The organism is Streptomyces herbicida (assembly GCF_032656585.1).
GTDB lineage: Bacteria > Actinomycetota > Actinomycetes > Streptomycetales > Streptomycetaceae > Streptomyces > Streptomyces herbicida.
Genome location: NZ_JAUYWJ010000038.1, coordinates 30,054 through 50,680, shown reverse-complemented (window position 1 = coordinate 50,680; position 20,627 = coordinate 30,054). Strand labels below are relative to the sequence as shown.

At 69.2% G+C, this 20,627-nt stretch carries 20 protein-coding genes and 3 pseudogenes; 12 read left to right on the top strand and 11 right to left on the bottom strand.

Translation table 11 applies throughout. The annotated features are described in order from the left end of the window. Nucleotide 1 precedes the first annotated feature (1 nt). From Q8A52_RS45335 to Q8A52_RS45325, 3 genes and pseudogenes are all read left to right on the top strand, one after another. A pseudogene (locus tag Q8A52_RS45335) lies at nt 2-259 on the top strand (DUF2267 domain-containing protein); the annotation flags it as partial. A gap of 68 nt (nt 260-327) precedes the next feature. Next, complete coding sequence (locus Q8A52_RS45330; protein WP_408649370.1) at nt 328-762, top strand: DUF2267 domain-containing protein; 435 nt, start codon at nt 328-330, stop codon at nt 760-762. 318 nt (nt 763-1,080) lie between these two features. Then, entirely contained in the window at nt 1,081-2,166 is a 1,086-nt protein-coding gene (locus tag Q8A52_RS45325; protein WP_316763728.1) for a glutamate--cysteine ligase, read from the top strand. Nucleotides 2,167-2,194: 28 nt separating this feature from the next. On the opposite strand, the gene Q8A52_RS45320 is transcribed toward Q8A52_RS45325, so the two are convergent. Together Q8A52_RS45320 and Q8A52_RS45315 are read right to left on the bottom strand one after the other, a co-directional pair. After that, a complete protein-coding gene (locus Q8A52_RS45320; RefSeq protein WP_316763724.1) occupies nt 2,195-2,428 on the bottom strand; it encodes a DUF6480 family protein in 234 nt (77 codons plus the stop codon). Nucleotides 2,429-3,852: 1,424 nt separating this feature from the next. Beyond that, complete coding sequence (locus Q8A52_RS45315) at nt 3,853-5,037, bottom strand: alcohol dehydrogenase catalytic domain-containing protein (RefSeq protein WP_316763721.1); 1,185 nt, start codon at nt 5,035-5,037, stop codon at nt 3,853-3,855. Nucleotides 5,038-5,287: 250 nt separating this feature from the next. Here Q8A52_RS45315 and Q8A52_RS45310 point away from each other — a divergent pair, with 250 nt between their 5' ends. Continuing rightward, nucleotides 5,288-5,707: a CBS domain-containing protein gene (locus Q8A52_RS45310; RefSeq protein WP_316763719.1), complete on the top strand. Its 420-nt coding sequence runs from the start codon at nt 5,288-5,290 to the stop codon at nt 5,705-5,707. A gap of 347 nt (nt 5,708-6,054) precedes the next feature. Here Q8A52_RS45310 and Q8A52_RS45305 read toward each other — a convergent pair whose 3' ends face one another. Then, nucleotides 6,055-7,095 (bottom strand): SDR family oxidoreductase, encoded by a 1,041-nt coding sequence (locus Q8A52_RS45305; RefSeq protein ID WP_316763718.1) that lies wholly within the window; start codon nt 7,093-7,095, stop codon nt 6,055-6,057. A 274-nt stretch (nt 7,096-7,369) separates the two neighbouring features. On the opposite strand from Q8A52_RS45305, the gene Q8A52_RS45300 reads away from it, so the two are divergent. After that, a complete protein-coding gene (locus Q8A52_RS45300) occupies nt 7,370-7,582 on the top strand; it encodes a hypothetical protein (protein WP_316763716.1) in 213 nt (70 codons plus the stop codon). 449 nt (nt 7,583-8,031) lie between these two features. Beyond that, a complete protein-coding gene (locus Q8A52_RS45295) occupies nt 8,032-8,508 on the top strand; it encodes an SRPBCC family protein (RefSeq protein ID WP_316763713.1) in 477 nt (158 codons plus the stop codon). 83 nt (nt 8,509-8,591) lie between these two features. Here Q8A52_RS45295 and Q8A52_RS45290 read toward each other — a convergent pair whose 3' ends face one another. Further along, the gene (locus Q8A52_RS45290) at nt 8,592-10,064 is read right to left on the bottom strand and encodes an aminotransferase class I/II-fold pyridoxal phosphate-dependent enzyme (RefSeq protein ID WP_316763710.1); all 1,473 of its coding nucleotides are present in this window, start codon (nt 10,062-10,064) and stop codon (nt 8,592-8,594) included. Nucleotides 10,065-10,345: 281 nt separating this feature from the next. Here Q8A52_RS45290 and Q8A52_RS45285 point away from each other — a divergent pair, with 281 nt between their 5' ends. Both Q8A52_RS45285 and Q8A52_RS45280 read left to right on the top strand, forming a co-directional pair. Then, nucleotides 10,346-10,672 (top strand): plasmid stabilization protein, encoded by a 327-nt coding sequence (locus tag Q8A52_RS45285; RefSeq protein WP_316763707.1) that lies wholly within the window; start codon nt 10,346-10,348, stop codon nt 10,670-10,672. A 393-nt stretch (nt 10,673-11,065) separates the two neighbouring features. Further along, the gene (locus Q8A52_RS45280; protein WP_316763703.1) at nt 11,066-11,626 is read left to right on the top strand and encodes a hemerythrin domain-containing protein; all 561 of its coding nucleotides are present in this window, start codon (nt 11,066-11,068) and stop codon (nt 11,624-11,626) included. Nucleotides 11,627-11,864: 238 nt separating this feature from the next. Here the strand turns inward: Q8A52_RS45280 and Q8A52_RS45275 are convergent, their stop codons facing one another. From Q8A52_RS45275 to Q8A52_RS45265, 3 genes are all read right to left on the bottom strand, one after another. Continuing rightward, complete coding sequence (locus Q8A52_RS45275; protein ID WP_316763702.1) at nt 11,865-12,911, bottom strand: YihY/virulence factor BrkB family protein; 1,047 nt, start codon at nt 12,909-12,911, stop codon at nt 11,865-11,867. Nucleotides 12,912-13,009: 98 nt separating this feature from the next. Continuing rightward, complete coding sequence (locus tag Q8A52_RS45270; protein WP_408649373.1) at nt 13,010-13,303, bottom strand: ANTAR domain-containing protein; 294 nt, start codon at nt 13,301-13,303, stop codon at nt 13,010-13,012. 271 nt (nt 13,304-13,574) lie between these two features. After that, the gene (locus Q8A52_RS45265; protein ID WP_316763700.1) at nt 13,575-13,799 is read right to left on the bottom strand and encodes a DUF5133 domain-containing protein; all 225 of its coding nucleotides are present in this window, start codon (nt 13,797-13,799) and stop codon (nt 13,575-13,577) included. A 151-nt stretch (nt 13,800-13,950) separates the two neighbouring features. On the opposite strand from Q8A52_RS45265, the pseudogene Q8A52_RS45260 reads away from it, so the two are divergent. Then, nucleotides 13,951-14,118, top strand: a pseudogene (locus Q8A52_RS45260) (hypothetical protein); the annotation flags it as partial. A 232-nt stretch (nt 14,119-14,350) separates the two neighbouring features. On the opposite strand, the pseudogene Q8A52_RS45255 reads toward Q8A52_RS45260, so the two are convergent. Both Q8A52_RS45255 and Q8A52_RS45250 read right to left on the bottom strand, forming a co-directional pair. Continuing rightward, nucleotides 14,351-14,617: pseudogene (locus Q8A52_RS45255) on the bottom strand (hypothetical protein); the annotation flags it as partial. 1,142 nt (nt 14,618-15,759) lie between these two features. Then, nucleotides 15,760-17,103 carry a WD40 repeat domain-containing protein gene (locus Q8A52_RS45250; protein WP_316763698.1) on the bottom strand — a complete coding sequence of 448 codons (1,344 nt, stop codon included), beginning with the start codon at nt 17,101-17,103 and terminating at the stop codon, nt 15,760-15,762. 212 nt (nt 17,104-17,315) lie between these two features. On the opposite strand from Q8A52_RS45250, the gene Q8A52_RS49525 reads away from it, so the two are divergent. The 3 genes from Q8A52_RS49525 (at nt 17,316) to Q8A52_RS45235 (ending at nt 18,425) form a co-directional block, all read left to right on the top strand. Beyond that, nucleotides 17,316-17,462: a hypothetical protein gene (locus tag Q8A52_RS49525; RefSeq protein ID WP_456300756.1), complete on the top strand. Its 147-nt coding sequence runs from the start codon at nt 17,316-17,318 to the stop codon at nt 17,460-17,462. Continuing rightward, nucleotides 17,440-17,988 (top strand): Ku protein, encoded by a 549-nt coding sequence (locus tag Q8A52_RS49520; RefSeq protein WP_456300755.1) that lies wholly within the window; start codon nt 17,440-17,442, stop codon nt 17,986-17,988. Before Q8A52_RS49525 ends, Q8A52_RS49520 begins: the two co-directional genes overlap by 23 nt. 278 nt (nt 17,989-18,266) lie before the next feature. Continuing rightward, nucleotides 18,267-18,425 (top strand): hypothetical protein, encoded by a 159-nt coding sequence (locus tag Q8A52_RS45235; protein ID WP_316763696.1) that lies wholly within the window; start codon nt 18,267-18,269, stop codon nt 18,423-18,425. A 98-nt stretch (nt 18,426-18,523) separates the two neighbouring features. Here Q8A52_RS45235 and Q8A52_RS45230 read toward each other — a convergent pair whose 3' ends face one another. Continuing rightward, nucleotides 18,524-18,976 carry a hypothetical protein gene (locus Q8A52_RS45230; RefSeq protein ID WP_316763692.1) on the bottom strand — a complete coding sequence of 151 codons (453 nt, stop codon included), beginning with the start codon at nt 18,974-18,976 and terminating at the stop codon, nt 18,524-18,526. A gap of 75 nt (nt 18,977-19,051) precedes the next feature. Then, nucleotides 19,052-20,185 (bottom strand): NucA/NucB deoxyribonuclease domain-containing protein, encoded by a 1,134-nt coding sequence (locus tag Q8A52_RS45225; protein ID WP_316763689.1) that lies wholly within the window; start codon nt 20,183-20,185, stop codon nt 19,052-19,054. Nucleotides 20,186-20,627: the final 442 nt, after the last annotated feature.

Below are 20,627 nucleotides of genomic sequence, written 5' to 3'. Positions count from 1 at the left end.
CGTGGCGGCGCGTCTGCCGGAAGACTTCGCCCTGGTCCTGCTCAACCCGCTGCAGAGCGCCGAGCCGCTGCCCCTCGAGCGGTTCGTGCGCGCGACCGCGGCCTGGATCGAGGGCGCGACCGAACAGACCGCCGCCTGGGACGTCAGCGCCGTCCTGTACACCGTCGCCGACGCCGCCGACGACGATCCCCTCAAGGAGATCCTGCTCCAGCTCCCCGCGGGCTACGACCCTCTCTTCGGCCGCCCCCAGCGCACCTGACCACCCACCCCCGGTGACTGCACACCGGCCACCACGACCCTGGTGACAGAAAGGCAACCACCGCAGTGATGTCCGACCAGAGCGCACCACTCCAGCAGCCCTACGGCAGGGCGTACGAGCAGCTGCTGGAAAAGGTCCGCTACGACGGCGCCTATCCCACCCGCGAGAAGGCCGAGGAAGCCGTCCGCCTCGTCCTCGCCGGACTGGGCCGCCAGCTGACCGGCGACGAACGCGTCGACCTGGCCGCCCGCCTGCCCGTTGAAGCCGCACGCGTTCTCACCGCCCAGATACCCGACACCCAGCCACTGACAGGCTGGACCTTCGTCAAGGACCTCGCCGCCCGCACCGGCGCCTCCCTGGCCACCACCCGCTGGGACACCGGATCCGTCTTCTCCGCCGTCGCGGCCTACGCCGGCCCCGACCTCATCACTCGCATCCTGCGCCAGCTCCCCTCCGGCTACGCGCTGCTGTTCGGCCGCGCCGAACTCACCCAAGCCGCATAGGCAGGCCGCGCTTTTCCGGCGCCACAGCATGCCGGTGACCGTGACGCGTGCACGGGCTGCAAAGACTGCACAGCGCGTCGCGGTCACCGGCGCTGAGTGAGCCGACGCTGGCGCCCGCAGGCACGCACGCGCTGGCTGCGGCTGCTGCGGGAGGTGCATGGGCGAGGCGTGGCTCGACTGGGGCGGGCACAGCAGGGACAGGCAGGTGCCGCCATAGGTGTCGCCGGCTGTCCTGGGGGCAGTCGGAGGCCGGAAGACCGCGACGGCGCCCTACCGCTATGGGACGGCCTGAGCGGCACGGACAGGAGGCGGGCAGCGGTGCGCACCGTCGGAGTGGAGGAGGAGCTCCTTCTCGTCGATCCGGACACAGGACAGGCGAAGGCGCTGGCGGCCGCCGTCCTTGCCCGTGCCGCCCAGGACGATCCAGGGCAGGGCGTGTTCAAGAAGGAACTGTTCGGGCAGATGGTGGAGTTCGCCACGCATCCGCAGGCGGACATGGCGGCTCTCGCAGCGGAGATCGTGCGCTGCCGGAAGGAGGCGGCGCGCCTCGCCGGCGGAATCGGTTGCACGGTCGCCGCACTGGCCACCTCCCCCCTGCCGGTCAGCCCGTCGATCAGCGTGAACGAGCGCTACCGGTGGATGGCCGAGCAGTACGGGATCACCGCCCGCGAGCTGGCATGCGGCTGCCATGTCCATGTGAACGTGGCCTCCGACGAGGAGGGCGTGGCCGTGATCGACCGGCTGCGCCCGTGGCTCGCCGTCCTCTGCGCGCTCAGCGCCAACTCACCGTTCTGGCAGGGCCAAGACACCGGCTACGCCAGCTACCGCAGCCAGGTGTGTCCGCGCTGGCCGTCGGGCGGGCCGACGGAGCTGTTCGGCTCGGCAGAGCGGTACCACCGGCAAGTGGCGGACATGACAGCCACCGAGGTCATCCTCGACGAAGCCATGGCGTACTTCGATGCGCGCCTGTCCGCGCGCTATCCGACGGTGGAGATCCGGGTGGCGGACGTGTGCCTGCGCGCGGACACCGCCGTGCTTGTCGCCGCGCTGGCCCGCGCCCTGGTGGAAACGGCCGCACGCGAGTGGCGGGCCGGGCGTCCTCCGCTGGACCACAGTGTCAGCCTGCTGAGGCTGGCCGCCTGGAAGGCCGGCCGGTCGGGCCTGGACGAGGACCTGCTCGACCCGGCGACGATGCGGCCCCGGCCCGCCGCGAAGGTGCTGCGCCTGCTGCTGGAGCACATCCAGGACGCGCTCGCCGACAGTGGTGACGCGGCCTGCGTCGAAGCGGCGGTGACGCAGCTGCTGTGCCGGGGTAACGGCGCCCGCGAGCAGCGACTGCTGATGGAGCGCACCGGCAGCCTGCGGGATGTCGTCACCGCGTGCGTGCGGCACACCCAGCAGTGAGCCCGTCAGAGGATCAGGAGCGAGTGCGTCAGAGGATGAGGACGAGGGCGTACACCAGGAAGAAGGCGGCGACCAGGGCGACGAGGACGAGGATCAGCGCCAGCGGTGCCTTGGCCCAGCCCTTGGGCGGGTTGTGCGTCTCGCGGGGCCCGGCCTCGGGCAGGCTGCTCTCGGCGGGCGGGGTCTCGCCGGGCGGGACTCCGCCTCCGGGTTCCAGCCCGGTGGTCCGCTCGGGCTCCGGATCGGGGTTTACGAAACTCATGTGCTCCGAGTCCCCCGGACACGCGCGGATCATGGGCCGATCACGAACTTGCTTGTTCCAGCCGTCTTCGTACATGGCGAAGGCCGCCATCGGATGCGGTCATGACGCGGCCGGCCCGGGATGCAGGACGTTCTGCAGGCGAAGGCCCGCTGAGCCGGGAAGTGCCCGGGGCCAAGGCACGCACGGGCTTCCGCCTCATCAAGGCCCCCGAGAACGACGGCGGAGCGAAGGGTCCCGCTGGGGGCCGGTCCGTACGAAGCCGACCCGCGAATGCGTGTCGTGTTCGGGGGATGCGACGGAGGGCGGCTGGCGGTGGCGGGCCAGCAGGTCTGGCTGGTGGGGCGGCGTTGGGAAGGGGTACCCGGCCGCGTAGGACACATCGGACTGGGAGGTCAGATGATGATGGCGAAACAGCACCCTGATCCATCGCGGCGCGATGTGAGTCGGCACAAGGGAGCCCATCACGGCTGGGCATCGGACGTCGATGAGACCCGGCAGGAAGAAAATCCCAGTGCCCACCGCTCCTTCCACCCCGAGAAGCACGCTCCGGAGCGCGGCGAGGGCGGGGAGATGTCAAAGGAAGAACGCAAGGGCATCTCGGCAGACCCGGGTAGAAGTACCGGCCATCGCGGCGAGGACCGCGCGAAGAAGAGGTCCGAGAAAGGAACGCGGGACACGGGGCCCCGCGGGCGGTCGCAACGCCCGAGCGGCGCCAAAGACGCATCCGCCTACACCGGCGTAGACCCACAGGAGACCGAACGGCCGCCGGACTGAGCGCGACGGCCAGCACTCCCATAGCGGGCAGGACGCCCGCGATGACCAGAGGACGAGGAGGCAAGCAACTCCACGGCCGAGAGCCATGGCGTGCATGACTCCTGGCCCGGCCGAGAGACCGAGCCGCCCGGCCCGTGACCGTACGGCCCGGTCGTCGACGGCGACGGCAGGCCCGTCGGCGTTGTGTGCCTCGGCGGCCTGGCCGCTGAGGGGGACTCGCAGGCGTGGCATCCTCCTCGACTACGCCCGCCGGCTGAACCTGCGCGACCAGGACGACGCGACCAGGACGAAACCCCCTGGTGTCCTGGACGACCCCCGAGGACGCCTGGAGAGACTTCACCGACCTCACCCGCGGCCGCACCTGCGACCAGAGCGCCCTGACCTACGACCAGCTCCGCAACAGCGCCGGCATCCAGTGGCCCTGCACCGACGACGCTCCCCACGGCACCCAGTGGCTCTACACCGACCACACCTTCCCCACCAGCGCGGAGAACTGCGAGGACGACGGGCACGACCTGACCACTGACGCACAGAACGAAGCCGACGAAGACCGCGCCCACGACCCGGCCGGCCGCACCGTCCTCAAGGCCGCCCCCTCGGCTCGCACCCCGGCGACGGCTCGGAGCCAGCCGTCGATACTGACCTGGCTGTCAGGGTTGCAGGAGGGTCTTGACCATGCCGTCCTCCTTGGCCTGGAACATGGCGTATGCCTTGGGGCCGTCCTCCAGAGCCATGGCGTGCGTCTTGAAGGTGTCGACTCCGAGGGGGTCCTCGTCCGTGAGCAGGGGCATGATGTCCTCCACCCAGCGCCACACGTTCGCCTGCCCCATGCGCAGCTGGATCTGCTTGTCGAACATCGTCAGCAGGGGCAACGGGCTGACCGCTCCGCCGTAGACCCCGGAGACCGAGACCGTTCCGCCCCGGCGCACCAGGCCGATTGCCGCGTGCAGGGCGCCCAGCCTGTCCACACTCGCCTTCTCCATGAGCGGCTGGGCCACGACGTCGGGCAGGTGCCCCACGAGCCAGTGCGCCGCCTTGGCGAATGGGGCCCCGTGGGCCTCCATGCCGACGGCATCGATGACGGCGTCGGTGCCGCGCCCCTCGGTGAGTTCCCGGACGGCTTCGGTCAGGTCCTTGTCGTGCTGGCGCAGGTCGAGGCAGGTGACGCCCCGTGCGGCGGCGCGTGCCAGGCGTTCGTCGACGAGATCGATTCCGATGACCAGACGGGCTCCTCGGTGCTGGGCGATCCGGGTCGCCATGTCACCGATGGGGCCCAGGCCCAGGACGGCCACCGATCCGCCTGCGGGGATGTCCGCGTATTCGACGGCCTGCCAGGCGGTGGGCAGGACGTCGGACAGGTAGACATAGCGGTCGTCAGGGGCGCCGTGCGGCACTTTGATGGGCAGCCTGTTGCCGAACGGGACGCGCAGGAGTTCCGCCTGGCCGCCCGGCACGTGCCCGTACAGCTTGGTGTAGCCGAACAGCGAGGCCCCGGTACCGTACTCGTGGACCTGCGTCGTCTCACACTGGGAATACAGTCCCTGGTCGCACATGAAGCAGTCGCGGCAGCAGACGTTGAAGGGGATCACGACCCGGTCACCGGGCGTGAGGGCGTGAACCTGGGGACCGACCTCCTCGACGATGCCCATGGGTTCATGGCCGAGGATGTCGCCGGGCTCCAGAAACGGCCCGAAGATTTCGTACAGATGCAGGTCGGAGCCGCAGATCCCGCTGGACGTGATCTTCACGATGACGTCGTCAGGCTGCTCGATCTTCGGGTCGGGAACGGTTTCAATGCGTACGTCCCGCTTTCCCTGCCATGTCAGTGCGCGCATCGTCCACTCCTTGGCTCGCGGCGGTCGTTCGGGTCCGGTCCATGTGCGGGCCAGCCGGTGCCGAGTTCCCCGGCCGCTGCGCTCCGACACGGAATGGCGGGCCTGCACGGCCCGTGTTGAGCGTGGCGGCACTCCGGTCATGGCCTCTGCGTCCGTTGGCGGGAGTGGCGGGGGTGAGGTGACAGGCCGTGTGGAGGGGTACCCGGTCGCCGGGGGATGTCGGTCGGACCGTGAAAAGAGGGGGCTCGTTGTGGCCCAGCGTGTGCGTGACGTCATGACCAGTGTTCTGGTGACTGTGGAACCGGTGGCATCGGTGGCTGCCGTGGCGCGGCAGATGCGTGACCAGGACGTCGGCGTCGTTCTGGTGACCGAGCAGGGACATCTTCGGTGTCTGGTGAGTGACCGCGATCTGGTGGTGCGTGCCCTTGCGGAAGGCGTGGATCCCGAGCAGACGACGGTGGTCCAGGCGTGCAGCGAAGACCTGGTCACCATTGCCCCGGACGACAGTCTGGACCAGGCGGTCGCGTTGATGCGCGAGCACTCCGTCCGGCGGCTGCCGGTGGTCGAGGGTGACAGGCCGGTCGGCATCGTCTCTCTGGGGGACCTGGCGATCGAGCGGGGCGAGGGCTCGGTTCTGGGGGACATCAGCGCGGCCAAGCCCAACGTGTAGCCCGCCCTTCCCGCGCCGTCGGCCGCCGGATCCTCGGGATGCGCCGCGCGACCGGAGGCGGTGGGCGCTTCGGCCGGAGCGGACGACGCGCGTGAGGCCGGCCGACGTCTACGTTCGGGGTGTACCCGCCGCGGCTGCGGTTGAGGACTTTGCCGCGTTCGCTGTCTTCACTTGCGCGGCCGAGGTGGAGGAGCCGCACGGTTCGCGGGGACTATTTCTGCACACGCTGCCGGTCAGCGACGTCGCCCGGGCGGCTGAGGGGCTCGCCCTCAGCGGCCGTGGACGGGCATGGTCCTGGAGTCCGGCTGCGAACGGCCCCGAGGCGCGGCGGGCGGTCCGCGCCGCGTTCAGCCGACCTTGCGTCCTTGCATTGGTGCGGTGTCGGCACCCGCCCCGTGCTGCAGGCCGTCCAGGAACTCTTGCAGTACCTCGGTCGCGGTGCACTCTGCCCGCCAGCCCAGTTGGGCATGCGCGCGCGTGCAGTCCATCAGGGGGAGGCGCAGGACCGCGTCGAAGAGGTGAGGGGATGCGGGTAGCAGGTGGAGCCCCCAGGCGGCGGCGATCGCGGATCGGGCGCCGGTGCGTGGCAGCCGCACGCGGCGGGTGCCGAGCATCTCGCCGAGCAGGTCGGCGTCGACCGGAGGGTCGGCGGCGAGGTTGAAGGCGCCCCGGGCCCGGGGTGAGCGCAGTGCGAGGTGGTAGGCCCTGGCGGCGTCGTCGGTGTGCAGGGCCTGGACCCGCAGGCCGGGGATGTCGGGCAGGAAGGGAAGGAGGTCCGGTCGTGCCAGGGGGCCCGGGAGGAAACGGCCGCCGAAGATGCGGCGCTGTTCGCTTGCCGATTCCCGTTTGAAGAGGAAGGCCGGTCGCATGCGCACCACACGGGTCTCGGTGTGCTCGTGCTCGAAGGAGTCCAGGACCCGTTCCAGGTAGGCCTTCTCGCGGCAGTACGCGGCGTCCGGCCAGCCGTGTGTCGGCCAGGACTCGTCGACGGCCTGGTCCTTGTCCTTGGGCCCGGGTGAATATGCGCCGACCGACGAGGCATGTACCAGCACCGGCACCCGCGCGCGGGCCGCGGCCTCGAAGACCCGGATGCTGCCGAGGACGTTGGTCTGCCAGGTCCTCGCCGGATCGTGTGTCGGCTGGAACGCCCACGCCAGATGGACCACTGCGGTGGCGCCCTGGCACACCTCGCCCAGGTCGGTTTGTTCGGCCGCCACGTCGACGGCGTGCCACTCGGTCTTGGCGGGCGCCCAGCCATCGGGTGTGCGCCGGGCCACGCCTCGCACCCACTCGACTTCCGGGTCCGCGGAAAGGAGGCGTACCAGGCTCGTACCGACATTCCCGGTCGCCCCCGTGACCACGACCCTGCTGCCTGCTTCGCTGCTCACCTTCGCCTCCTCTTCGCGGCGGCTGTGGCCGGACGGCCGAGTACCCGGTCACCGGGGGCGGCACACGGCGAGGAGCGACGGGGAAGGGGAGCGTCCGCACGGCCGGGCAGCCGACGGGCTGAGCCCCGGGTCGCGGCAGGTCGGAGGACCACTGGCGGGCGGTGTTGCAGTCTGGCATGCGGCGAGACCACATGGCCCCGCCGCTCCGCCTACCGGCTGTTTCTGTGCGCCCGGCCCGGGTGCGGGGCGGCTTCCCATCGGTGAGGCTGGTGCCATGTCCGAGCGCCGCGTGATTGTCTACCCGCCGTCTGAAGCCGGTGGCCGCAGGGTGGGCATCGACGACCGCGTCCTCGGCGTGGCCTACAGCCTCCATGACCTGACCGTGTTCCTGCAGAACGCCGGCCTGACCGGCTGGGACGAGCTGGACGTCCTCGAGTCGGATCTCATCGAGTGGCATGAAGGCGGGCCAGAAGTGTGGACCCCCTGACCGCGCGGGCACTGAATCTCGGCATCTCGGCCGGGATGCGTCTGGCCGAGGGCTCGGGTGCAGGAAACGCCGACTGCCCCGGGGTGATGGCGGAAGTACCGGGTACTCGCCCGCCGCGCGGAAGACGTCTGAGCGTGACCCGTCTGAGGAGGCTGCTTCGTCCGCAGCCGACGAGGCGTTGAAGGAGTTCGAGGAGCAGGGCCGGAAGGACGATCCGACACGAGTACGCCCTCCAGTCAGGGCTCCGGCGACCCGGTCACCCCAAGCCCTCGGGCCAACGAGAAGACCGCGCAGGGACGGCCGTCCGCGCCTGGGGAATGAGGCGGGGAGGGACCTCCCTGTCCCTCGGAGGAACAGGCGTCGCCGCGCTGCTGCCTCGGGTACCCGGCGCCGGGCCCAGGCGGAAGGCCGGTAGGCCCGGCGCGATCGACCGCTAGTAAGGAGGAACGATGAGCACGGTCAGGGAAGCAGTGGATGTCGAGGTTCCGCTTCACACGGCCTACGACCAGTGGACCCAGTTCGAGGAGTTTCCGTACTTCATGGAGGGCGTCGAGGAGGTCAGGCAGCTCGACGACCGGCACAACCACTGGACCACCAAGATCGGCGGGGTGCGGCGCGAGTTCGACACGGAGATCGTCGACCAGTTGCCGGACGACCGGATCACCTGGCGGGCCATCGGCGGAGACACGCAGCAGCGGGGATCGGTCCGGTTCGAGCGCCTGGACGACACGCACACCCGGGTGGAGCTCACGATGGACGTCGAGCCCACAGGCGTCGCCGAGAAGGGCGCGGACATGCTGGGTGTGATCGACCGGCGGGTCAAGGGAGACCTGCGCCGTTTCAAGGACTACATCGAACACCGCGGCGGCGAGACCGGTGCCTGGCGCGGCCGCATCCGGCCCGAGGACCCCGGCTCGCCCCTCTGACGCCTGCACGTCGGCGCCCACGGGTGGCGAGACAGGACACAGGCAACGACCGTACGCGTCCACTGACCTCGATCGGCCGCGGATCAGCCCTCCGCGACCACCCGTACGGTGTTCAGCTGCTGGTCGGCGGCGTCGGGCAGGAACATGCCCGCCGTGACTCCCGTGGTCAGGTATTCCAGCACCGGCTCGGTCAGGCGTTCGCCGGGCAGGACGACGGGGATCCCGGGCGGGTACGGGGTGATCATCTCGGCGGCGATCCGGCCGCAGGCCTCGGCGACGGGAACTTCGGCGTGCTGCGCGAAGTAGGCGTCGCGAGGCAGCCGGACCTGGTTCATCCGCAGATCGGCGGGGGAGGGGACAACGACCTGCGGGGCATGACTCAGGTCGGTGGAACGGTCGGCCAGGTCGTGCAGGGCGGTGAGGAGACGAGCCGTGGTTTCTTCGTCGTCGGCGTGGGTGAGCTGGGCGCTGATGCGCCGGTGATCGAAGAGGTGGGCATCGATGTGATGGTGCTCGCGCAGCCAGTCGGCGGCCCGGTAGCCGGTGGTGCCCAGTTCGCGGATGTCCATGACGACCGGGAGGGGATCGAAGCCGGCGGCGAGGTCGGGACCGCAGAAGTCCGCCGCGTCGTTGACGTGGAAGCCGTCGATGGCCTCGATGGCGGTGCGGGTGCGTGCGGCCAGTTCCAGGGCCCGCCCGATGAGCTCGCGGCCGTGCTGGACCATCTGCCGGCGCCAGGCGTCGATGCCCGCGTACAGCAGGACGTTCGGGCTGGTCGTGCCCAGCAGGTCGGCGCGTGAGGCCAGTTCGGCGGGATCGATGAGGTCACCCTGGAGGTGGAACACCGAGCCCTGCTCCAGGCCGCTGCCCATCTTGTGGATGCTGGTCACGCAGATGTCGGCGCCCGCGTCCATGGCCCACGACGGCAGCTCGTCATGGAAGGGCAGATGCGCTCCCCACGCCTCGTCCACGATGAGCGGCTTGCCGCGGCGGTGACACACATCCGCGATGCCCGCGAGGTCGGCCGCCGATCCGTAGGGGGTGGGGCTGGTGACCAGGGCCCCGTCGGCATCGGGGTCCTCGGTGAACGCCTTGTCGTAGGCGGCCGCCGACGGGGGATGGGCGATGTGCCGCACAGCGTCCCACTGGGGCTCCACCCACACCGGCTCGACGCCGGAGAGGATGAGCCCGGCGATGACCGACTTGTGCGCGTCGCGTCCGACGACGAGCCGGTGGCCGGGGCAGGTCACCGCCAGCATGGCGGCCTTGACCGACAGGGAACTGCCGCAGGTCGAGAAGAATGTGTGGTCGGCGTGCACCGCGTCGGCCATGAGTTCCTCGGCCCGCTCCAGTACGCGGCCCCGGGTGAGCCGGTCGTCCAGCCCGCCGTTGGCCAGGACGTCGCCGAAGAAGACGGCATCTCCCAGCACCGCCCGTGCCCGGGGGTCCGCGCCACGTGCCTGCTTGTGACCGGGTGGCGTAAATCCCAGCTCGTCGGCGTCGTGATACCGGGCGAGTGCGTCGAGGACGGGCGCTTCATCGTGGTTCAGACCCATGGGTGGAGCGGTTCCCGAAAGCGCGGCGGGCATACCTATCAGGCCGTCCGTAACGCATGTGCCTGCCGCGCGCGTCGGGTGGCTTCCCGTGGGGAACTCGGTGCTGCGAACACAGACCGACGTGAAGGGCGCGCACGCTCACGGCAGGGACAAGGGCAACGAGGGCAGGGGAGAGAGCGATGGGGTGCCGCCGGATCAGCACCGACCATCCGTGAAACCGGACCGAGCGCCTTCACGGCACCGAGACGGGGATCTCCGTACTCAGGAAAGGAACAAGGACCATGCCGGCCGGATCCAGCTCCAAGCGGGAGCGGCAGTACGAACACATCAAGAAGAGCGCCGAGGACCGCGGCGAGTCGACCAAGCGGGCCAAGGAGATCGCCGCGCGGACCGTTAACAAGGAACGGGCCAGGTCCGGCGAGTCGAAGACCGCCGGCAAGACCTCCACGCGTGATTCCAAGTCGGCGTCGCAGCGCGGCGGTCAGCGCTCGCACAGCGGCGCGGAAGGACCCACCAGGGACCAGCTGTACGAGGAGGCCAAGAAGCGCGACATCCACGGCCGTTCCTCGATGACCAAGCGGCAGCTGCAGAACGCGCTCGGCCGCTGATACGAGATGCCTCCCGGCCCCGGCCACCAGGACCGTAGGGCGCCATCCGGGGCCGGGAGACGCCCTACGGTCCTGGTGGCCGGGCGAGGCAGGCGGACCTTCCAGCCGCAGTGCGTCGGCGAAGGCTGTGTGAGTGAGGTTGCCGCGCTCATGTCGTTGGCGAGGCCGAATTCGTCCGCGAACAGGCGTGAGGAACGGCTGGAGCTGCACGCGCCTGATGCAGCAATGCGCCTAGGTGCCAGGAAGCCCGAACCCCGCCCGCAGCGTGGGCCGCTGGCGATCAGGTAGACGTCCGACCGGGTGGACCACGCGCAGGACCGCGCACCGTCAACCCGGGAGGGGAATCACTGTGTGCTGGACAGCACGGAAAACGACCAACGAGAGGGATATGCGATGGGACATGGCGGAAATGTGCTTCAGGAGCTGATGGCCGACCACCGCGAGGTCGAGGAGATGTTCGGCCGGATCGAAGCGATGACCGGCGGCGGGCAGGAACTACGTGATCTCGTGGACGAGGTCACCATCGAGCTGGTGCGTCACTCGGTCGCCGAGGAGCAGTACCTGTATCCGGCGGTCCGCGAGTACGTCGAGGGCGGCGACCGGCTCGCGGACAAGGAGCTCGCTGATCACGGCCGGGTCGAGAAGATCCTCAAGCAGCTGGAGCGGACGGACACCGACGATGCCCAGATGAGCCCGCTGCTGCAGCAGCTCATGGACGAGGTGACCGCCCACGTCCAGGACGAGGAGAACAACCTCTTCCCGGCGCTGCGCCAGACCTGCACCCCCGAGATGCTGGACGATCTCGGGGACAAGATCCGCAGGGCCAAGGCCATGGCCCCGACCCGCCCGCACCCCGCCGCTCCCGACACCCCGCCGGCGAACAAGCTCCTCGCCCCGGGCGCCGGCCTGGTGGACCGGGCCCGCGACTTCGTCACCGGCCGCGGCAAACCCTGACCCACGGGCCGCCGGCGGGCGAAACGGAACAGTGGATCCGCTGGCCGCTTGCCGCTCCGCGCCGGGGGCGGCCGCTGCGCGCCGGGGGCGGCCGCTGCGGTATCCGTCCTGGCCGAGGACCACTTCGAGCGAGCGCGCCGATGTGCGTGCCGGGCCGGGCCGGACGCGCTGCGGCTGGGTGGCGGGGCGGCCGGCGGGCCCGTGCTCGACGCCGAGACCGGCGCCGTGCTCGGTGTGCCTACGCGCCGTCCTCCAGGCGGCGCCGGTCTTCCTCGTCCCACTTTCTGGTGTCGCGGGGCTCGGTGTAAGGCTCCGCGTCCGGCGGGTAGCCGCCCGCAACCGCCCGCTGGCGCAGGGTCTCCGCGTCGAATTCCAGGCCCAGCAGGATCGCCAGGTTGCTGATCCACAGCCACACGAGGAAGACGATGACACCGGCCATGGTGCCGTAGGTCTTGTTGTACGAGGCGAACTTCGCGACGTACAACGCGAAACCGGCGGAGGCGATCATCCAGATCAGCAGGGCAAGGAAGCTGCCCGGTGTGATCCAGCGGAACCCCTTCACCCGCGCGTTCGGGGTCGCCCAGTACAGGATCGCGATCATCACGGTGACCAGTACGACCAGGACGGGCCACTTGGCGACCGACCACGCCGTCAGCGCGGTGTCCCCGATCCCGAGGGCGGTGCCGGCCTGCCGGGCCAGGCCGCCGGTGAAGACCACGATCACCGCACTGGCGACGGCCAGCACCATCAGCACGACCGTCACCCCCAGGCGGACGGGCAGGATCTTCCACACCGGGCGTCCCTCGGGCACGTCGTAGACGGCGTTGGCCGCGCGGATGAACGCTGCCACATATCCGGACGCCGACCACACCGCCAGCGCGGCACCGACAATCGCCATGACCGACCCGATGCCGGCGCCGCCTTGGAGCTGCTTCACCGCCCCGGTGATGATGTTCCGGGCTGAGCTGGGAGCAAGTAGCTTGAGGTTGGCCAGCACCGTGTCGGTGGTCGACTTGCCGGTGACACCCAGCAGTGACACCAGAACCAGCAGTGCGGGGAACAGCGAGAGCACGCCGTAGTAGGTCAGCGCCGCTGCGCGGTCGGTCAGTTCATCGTCCTTGAACTCGCGCAGTGACCCCCTGAACACTGCCCCCCAGGCCCGCTTCGGCAGCTTCGTCGGCGCATCCGGCGCCCGCCGCTCCACCTCGGGCCCCGGCCCAGGTGCCGTCGCCGCCTCGTCACTGCGGTGGCGCGCATTGCGCCCCGGTAGATGCAACTTCGCCATACCTGCCGGGTAACCCTGACAGGGCCTCCTACGCGTTTCGTGGCGCGTGGTGGGACGTGGCTGGGGCAGCACATCACAGGCCTCGGGGGGGGCCAGGGTCAGCGGGGATGGCCCCGACCCCTCCACTTGCGGACAAACGTGGTGCCGCCTGCGTCTGCCAGCTCGGCGCGGATCTCTGGGGGCATGCCGCCGGTGCGTCCCCAGACGAGGATGAGGTCCGCGACGTTGCGCAGCTTGATGTTGGTGTGCTGGGAGACCTCCTTCAGCACCTGCCACCCCTGGTCCGGTGTCACGCGGCCCAGTGCGACGACCATCCCGATCGCCTGGTCCACGACGGCATGGGAGGCGACCGCCTCCTTCAGTTGCCGGACTTCTTCCTGCAGCTCGAAGATGCGATGGGCTTCGCCCGTGTCGCTCTCGCCCGTACGTCCATCGTGTCACACGACCTCAGCGGTGACACGGACCAGGCCCCTTCGGCACGCGCAGTCGTTGGGGCCTGCCGGATGCGTGCTGCGGGCGTGTCAAGGGCGCTCGGGCGCGTGGGTGTGGTGACATGGCGGACAGCGATCCCGGCCGCATGAGGGCCGGGATCGCTCACGACGGCGTTTCTGCGCCGCGGCCCGCGGCCGTGGCTGACACCTGCAGGCACAGGGCAGGCGCTGTTCAGCGGTGCAGGGAACCGTTCTGTGCCATGGCGGCAGCCAGTTGTCGGCGGGCTACATACAGGGCTGTGTCCAGCTGGCGGGTGCCGGTGAGCACGCACAGGGTGTAGGTGGCGTCCTCGAGCTGACGAGCGATCTGCGGGTCGCCGCCGGATGCCGCCTGCCGCCTGAGCGTCTCGCACCGTTCGACCAGATCCCGCAGGAGCGGAGGATACGCCGTCAGCATGGTGCCTGCCTCCGTCGCCGTCCGTCCGGACGATCCTTGCTCACTCATACGGTCGCAGCCGTCAGGACCTGGCGCACCTCGGGACTGGGAAGCCTTGGGAGCCGGACGGATGGGGCCGGGGGCGCACCTGCGGCCTGGTGGTGGCCGCTTCGTCACCAGCAAGTACTTCCGTGGTGCCGTCGGCACCCCGCAGTGCGAGGTCGGCCTCAAGCAGCTGATCGACCGCATCGTGAAGACGTACCGGAAGGCCGGTGAGGACTACAAGTACTTCGCCTCGCCCGCCGACGCCGAGATCTTCGAGCACGAGCTGGCGTACGCCGCGTCACCCGACTGACCGCCACCGCGAGCACTGCCGCCATCCGGGCTCCGGCCCGGCCGGCCAGAGCCAGCGCGAGGGCCAGCAACAGGTGGTGCAACAGCGGGGTTCTCCGCCCGTAGCGGATGGTCAGGCCCTCGACCTGCTCAACGAACGTACGGCGCGGGCATGTCGGCTGATCGCAGATGAAACGCCGCACCAATAAGTCGATGACCACCGGACGGCCGGCAAGACCGGTATCGGCGAGGTGCCGCTGATAGCGGCCGTGGACACGGTGCGCCGCCACGCCGCAACTGGGGCAGTCCACGGCACGGTTGTCCGGAGTCCGCGCGGTGACGTGCACCGTGCCACTCTCCACGAACACACGCTCCACCAGCACCGCCTTCAGGTGCGGAAACACGATGTCCAAGAGTTTCGTCACACATAGGTGACGATGCCAGGTAGATGACGCTCCGTCACGCTCCACAAGAACCTTGCCTGAACCGCTTTCACAGATCCACATCAGCGGCTACCCGGCACGCTGGAACAAGACCATCACCGACGTGGAACAGTGAAGCTGTGACCACTCCCCGGGCTGCTGCGCAGCGGCCCGGGGGCTGCGCCGGCCTCGACCGACCGAACCCTGAGGGCGAGGCACTGGGAACCGGCACGAGGCACTGGGAACCGGCCGAACTCAAGCGTCTGGTCCTGGAGTCTGACGACGCGCAATCGACCGGCAGTTCTTCGCCCAGCCCCGCCGAGGAGAGGCAGTCTGCCCGGGCCGCCGACGTCCCTCGGCCAGCAGCAGGACACATGATCGACCGCGCGAACTCGGCCAACGGGAAGATCTCCCGGGCGTGAAAGCCGCCCCGGGTGGCGCCCGGCCTGCGACACTGAGTCCTGCCCCGCCGCTCCCCCGTCGGCGGGGCATCTACACTGCAGCGCGGCCGGGACGACCGTACGTGAACGAAAGCGGCAGGACATCATCTCTCCGCCGCGGCACACCTCGAACGATGTGGGGCAGCAGGGGCTCTTGGCGGCCAGGCGGCGCCTGGGAGCGCCTCCTCTATGAACGGAGCGCACAGGCGACTTCGGTCAGCGGTGGGGTCCCCATCTGTCTGCTGCTGGTCCAGTGCTGTGCGGAGCGCCTCGCGGGCCTGAAGGAGCTCCCACACCATCTCCTGCCCTGCATTGGCGTTGCCTTGATGCTGGGTCACGGTCTGTGCCTTCCTCGGCGATGTGAGGCCCAACTACCCCGCAGCGGCCCGGTCACAGCAGACCGGAACCGCTGTCACCCGCGAAGCCCGCCCCGCCGCTTCCTCTTCGCCGCGCACGTCCCGCTGCTCGCGCATTGAACCGCGCCGCCAGCCCTCGCCGAGGGAAAACGGATGCCCGCCGACGGGGCCCCGGACTATGGTGCACCTCGTTCAGGTGCGCAGGCTCCGGTTCCTTCGATTTGGGTTCGCAGCAGATCCGGCGCCGACTTCGACCTCTGGACGCTCAGGCACGAGCCGCCCGCCACGGGGGAATCCGGCGGGCGGCTTCGTCGGCCTTTCGCGTCTCCTAGAAGCTGTGTCAGAACCTCCGCGACGTGGGCCGGGGCGCCGTAGATGCCTTCGAAAGCAAGGACGTCGTCCATGGCGCGAGTCGGGCCGCACTCCGTGATCAGAGGCGGTGCACGGGGGCCGTGCTGTCGACCCAGTGCCAATTCACCGGCTGCCACTGCCGCTTGAGGGTGGTGCGCTCCTTGGCGTAGGAGCGCAGCGCGTTTTCCACCACCTGGCCGAGGTCGTCGAGGGAGGCGGGGCACGGGATGCGGAGCATCAGGTGTTGTGTGCGGTGAACGAGGATCAGCTCGCCGACGGGAGTGCAGTCCGCGAGCGTGAAGTGTTTGAGTAGCTTGTACCGCTTGTCTTCCAGGTCGAGGCGTTGGGCGCGGATGCCCGTGGATGTCCAGGCGAACAGCCCGTACCGGTTGAGGTGGTAGATCCGCTCGCGTGCGGGGTCGGCGGCGATCTCGAAGCAGAAGCCGGTGAAGGGGCTGTCGCGGTACTGGTGCATGCCGCCGAGCTGGCCTACGATCTCGCCCTTGTCGCTGACCAGGACGAAGGCGAACCGCTGGCCGCGGCTGCCGCCGCGGGCGATGTGTCCGTAGACGGGGACGACGAACAGGTCCTCGCGGACCACCGCGGGCCGACCGAGCCGCGCGTTGTGCCAGTCCCACCCCGCAGCCTGTTCGAGCTCGGTGAGGTGTTCGGTCAGCGAGGGCCGCGGCCGGTGGTCCATGCCGACCGCCTCGCCGTTGAACAGGAGGTCCGGCCTCAGGTCGGCCTCGGTGTGCTTGACGGGGTCTGCCTCCATGGATGCCAGGGCCCGCAGCGTTGGCTTCGAGGCGGGGGTGAGGGCCTGGGCGGTGATCGAAACAATGTTGTTGATCAAGTTGGCGTAGTTGTAGACCCCGTACTCTCCGCTCGTGCACAGCAGGCGGCCGGCCGGGGTCGTGCTGATCCAGCTGGCGAGCGGGTCACGCGGGCCGTCGTCGTAGCTCATGTGGGGCATGCCGTGGTGCGCGGTCACCGCCGTGAGGTCTGCGGTGATCAGATGGGTGTGGTCTCCCGACCCGGTGGCCGCGAGTGTTCCGTCGGGCAGGACGCACAGTCCCTTGGCCCACCACAGGTCTTCGCCCAGCCCTCTCGTGGGGCCTCCGAGAGTCGTGTCCTGATGCAGGTACTCGCTCTGCCCCGAGAGCGCGGTGGCGAGCAGGGTGCCGTCAGGGGCGTACCTGGTCACCAGCGAGTAGCCGAAGTTCACCTTCGCCGGGTCGGCTTCGTCGTCCGCCACGCCGTAGGTGTGGCGGTGGACGCTGTAGAGGGCGTAGATCTCGCCGGAGGGCGCGGTGGCAACGTCGGCGACCGTCACGCCCCAGCCGTCGGTGTTTTTCGGCTCGAGGTCGACCGCATGGTGAGCGACGAGTGTGGACGGCAGCGACACGGGTATGGCGTGAGTCATCACGCCATTCTCACCGGCCCCACTGACAACACCCGTGCGTCTTGACCCTCAACTCAACCCCGCATTGCTGACGCGCCAGCGGCAGGCGTCCTCGGAATCCCAGGTTCATGCTGGCCCCGCCTGACGACTACCGCTCGCCGCCAGACCGATCGCGATGATGCTGGTGTGGCTCCTAGGCTGTGTGTTCTCGGGGCGTACTGCGGAGGTGGGTCATGCCCCGGACGATCTGGAGCGGCGCGATCAGCTTCGGTCTCGTGACCGTTCCCGTCGATGTGGTGTCCGCGACCGAGGATCACAGTGTGCGCTTTCACCAGTACCACGTTGAGGACATGGGGGGTGCGGGTGCGCAAGGTGTGTGAGCTGGAGGATCGTGAGGTCCGCCAGGACGAGATCGGCAAGGGTTACGAGCTGACCCGGACGCGGATCATCCCGGTCTTGGACGAGGAGCTGCGGAATCTTCCGTTGCCGTTGGCGAAGGCGATCGAGATCCAGGGGTTCGTGCCGTGGGAGTCCATCGATCCGATGGAGCGCGGGAGGTGGCGTGCTCGGCGCGTAGCGGGTCAGCAGGCTGCGCGGGACCCGGACGAACGTCTTGGACGCTTTCACGTCCCGCAGTTGCACGAGGTGCTCGGGGTCGGACTCCCGGTCGCCCTGCACGAGGATCTCGTCGGTGCCCTCGATCTCGTAGAGGGTGGGGCAGCCGCCATCGTCGCTGGTCGTGCCAAGGAATCTGAGCATCATCTCGACTCCGCGTCCTGGCGGTCGGGCGTCCAGAATGCGCGGGATGGCGCGCGACTGCCCGAGGATTGCGGCAGATTGCGCATTGAAGCCCCGTCGGGGCGGTTGCGCGCAACCGCGATCGGGCGCCTGTCCAGTCGGTCGTAAGGCCTCCGTGCAGGCACAGCGGGCAGTAGCCCCTGTGCGCATCCGATGCGCCCCGTGATTCGCCGCATCGCCTCGGGGATTCGCTGCATCGGCGCCAGGGATACGGCGTATCCGCCACGATGCGCACGGCGCGTTTTTCTCTGGACCACCGAACTCGGTCCAACGCGTCCCAACGGCGCGCGCCAGGTACGCAGGGCCGGGGCCGCGACGACCTGGACGACCCGTGTCGCCACCGGCCGCAAAGCGACTCGGGGCCCCTCGCTGTCGCCCAGAAGCAGGTGAACAAGCTGGTCAGCCGCGAGCGAGCGGCCAACAAGCATGGCTTCGCTCCCCTGGAGAACTGGCGGAGCCTCACCAAGGTCCGCATGAACGCCCGGCACGCGACCACGCTCCTGCGGATTCGCCTCGTGCTGACGAACGCCGAGAGCCGGCGCTGACGGATGATCACCTGCCGCCGATCACGACCCCGATCGGCACGAGCGCCGCAGCCCGACCTGTCAGCCCCCTGACTTGCAATTTCACGTTGAATCAAGCTCTATGCGGGCCAGAACTGGAGGACGTGTTCCTCTACCTCGTATGCAGCGATGAGGAGGCGACCCTTCCAGTGGTAGGGGGGTTCGAGGCCGGGTCGGTTGAACAGATGCTCTGGTGGCATGGGGTCTTGGAACATGTCGTCGGGGTCGGTGCCGGTGGTGAAGCTGGCCGGCGCATTGGTGGCGGTGCAGGTGAAGGTTTCGGTGTGGGTCCACTCTCCCGGCAGCGGCTCGGGTTCCTGGTCGTAGACGAGGAGGCTGATCTTGACCGGCTCCCACTCGCTGGATCCTGCGGTGATGGTGAGGCAGCTCTTGCTGTCGGTGGCGGTGATGCGGGAGTGGGAGGTCATGGAGGGCAGGGCGACGCCCTCGGGGTCTCCCATGTCGATGACGTAGAAGGCGTGGTTCAGGGTGGCCATTCCGGTGTACTCGTCTGTGGGCCGGATCTTTGTCATGGCCGGTTTCCTTCCGGGGGCGGGGCAGGCTCCCTCACATGTCGTGAGGGAGCCTGTAATTATGGACAGCCGTCGTTAACGGCCTGCCTGCACGTAGAACTTGTCGCCGGGCAGGATGTGGTAGCGGCCGAAGAAGGTGCGGAGGATGCCGCCCTGCTGGCGGTTCTCCTTCAACGGCACCCACTTGATAGACCGGTTCGGCGGGTTGTAGGTGGTGCCGCCCTGCGTGGTTTCAGCGAAGGGGTACTCGTCGCAGGAGGGCTTGGTGCCGTCGTCGTGGGGGTCAACGGTCCACCAGATGTCGCCCGGCTTGGGGTGGACGCTGGGCCCGCAGACGGCCCTGCGGTTGGCGTCGACCTGGTCCTTGGTGGCCCGGGTGAGCGGAACCGTGGAGCCGGGGTAGCCGATGTGGAGTCCGGCGTGCTGAACCTTGCGGATGTTGTCGCCGATCCCCGGCAGGTTTGCCATGTCGGACAGCTTGGTCCAGTCCTTCTCGACCGAGAGGGTGCCCGTGTAGACGCAGCCTGCGCCGTACTGGCGGTCCTCGTCATCGCATCGGTACTTGAATCCGACGTAGGGGAAGTCCCCGCTCGTGTAGCCCGGCTTCGTGAAGTCGAACTCGTACCGGGTTTGGCTGGTGCGCGGGTGGCCTGCGCTGACGGTGAAGGTGTGGTCCGCCGATCCGGTGTGGACGTGTCCGTTCAGGGTGAACGGGGAGGCAAGGCCGCCGCCCGCATGGACCTGGCAGCCGGATCCGCAGGAAGGGTGGAAGGTGGTGCTGATGCCGCCGGCGCTGCCGGTGAGGGTGGCCTTGCCGACGGTTATCTTCTCTGACCACTTGACGCGCTTGAGGTTCAGGTGGATCTCATGCCACACGGTGAACGAGGCAGTGCCGACAGTGCGGCCGTTCCTCTTCACGTTGACCTTGATGGGCATGTGGTAGCAGTTCATCGTGCGGTTGACCGCAGTGGTATAGGGGTTGGGGTACTTGCAGTACCCGGCGGGCTCGCCCGCCCGCGGAGTGGCCGCGTTGGTCTTGAAGGTGTCGGCGGTGAAGTCGGACTTCACCGCGCCGGTGGTGACGGTGATCTCGTTCTTTCCGCTCGTTTCGCTGTAGGGGGCGGAGGCGGCGATCGTGCCGCTGGCGGCGAGCAACATGGCCGCGGCCGTAGTGATCAGCTTGCTGCTGGTTTTCACTTGGTGGCGCACGAATCTCTCCCCGTGTTGGCCGATTCTGAGTGACGCCTGTGACAGGTCTGTCACTCGTGGTGATCACATCACAGATCGAAACGTTCATGACAGGCAGCCCTGAGACGAACTAGCGTTCGATATTGGCCAGTTGGCAGTGGGGCACGAGGTTTGTGATGCACGGCCGGTGGGGTGCCCGCGCCACGGGGGAGCGGATGTTCGCGTTATGGGTCGGCTCGTGGGGAACTCTGCCGGACGCGGCGGTCACGCTCCGGGAACGCGCTGAGGTCCGGGAGCTGGTCATGGCGGACTGGTCCTGAGTCGAGGGGTCCGGCAGACGCCGGGCCCCTCGGTGTTACCGCCTGCTCCTGCCGATGCGGCAGCCGGTCGGTGCGCGGTCTGGCGGCGGTCAGCACGCTTCGTCACCACCGACAGTGCGACGGAGTCGTTGAGTTGGCGCACG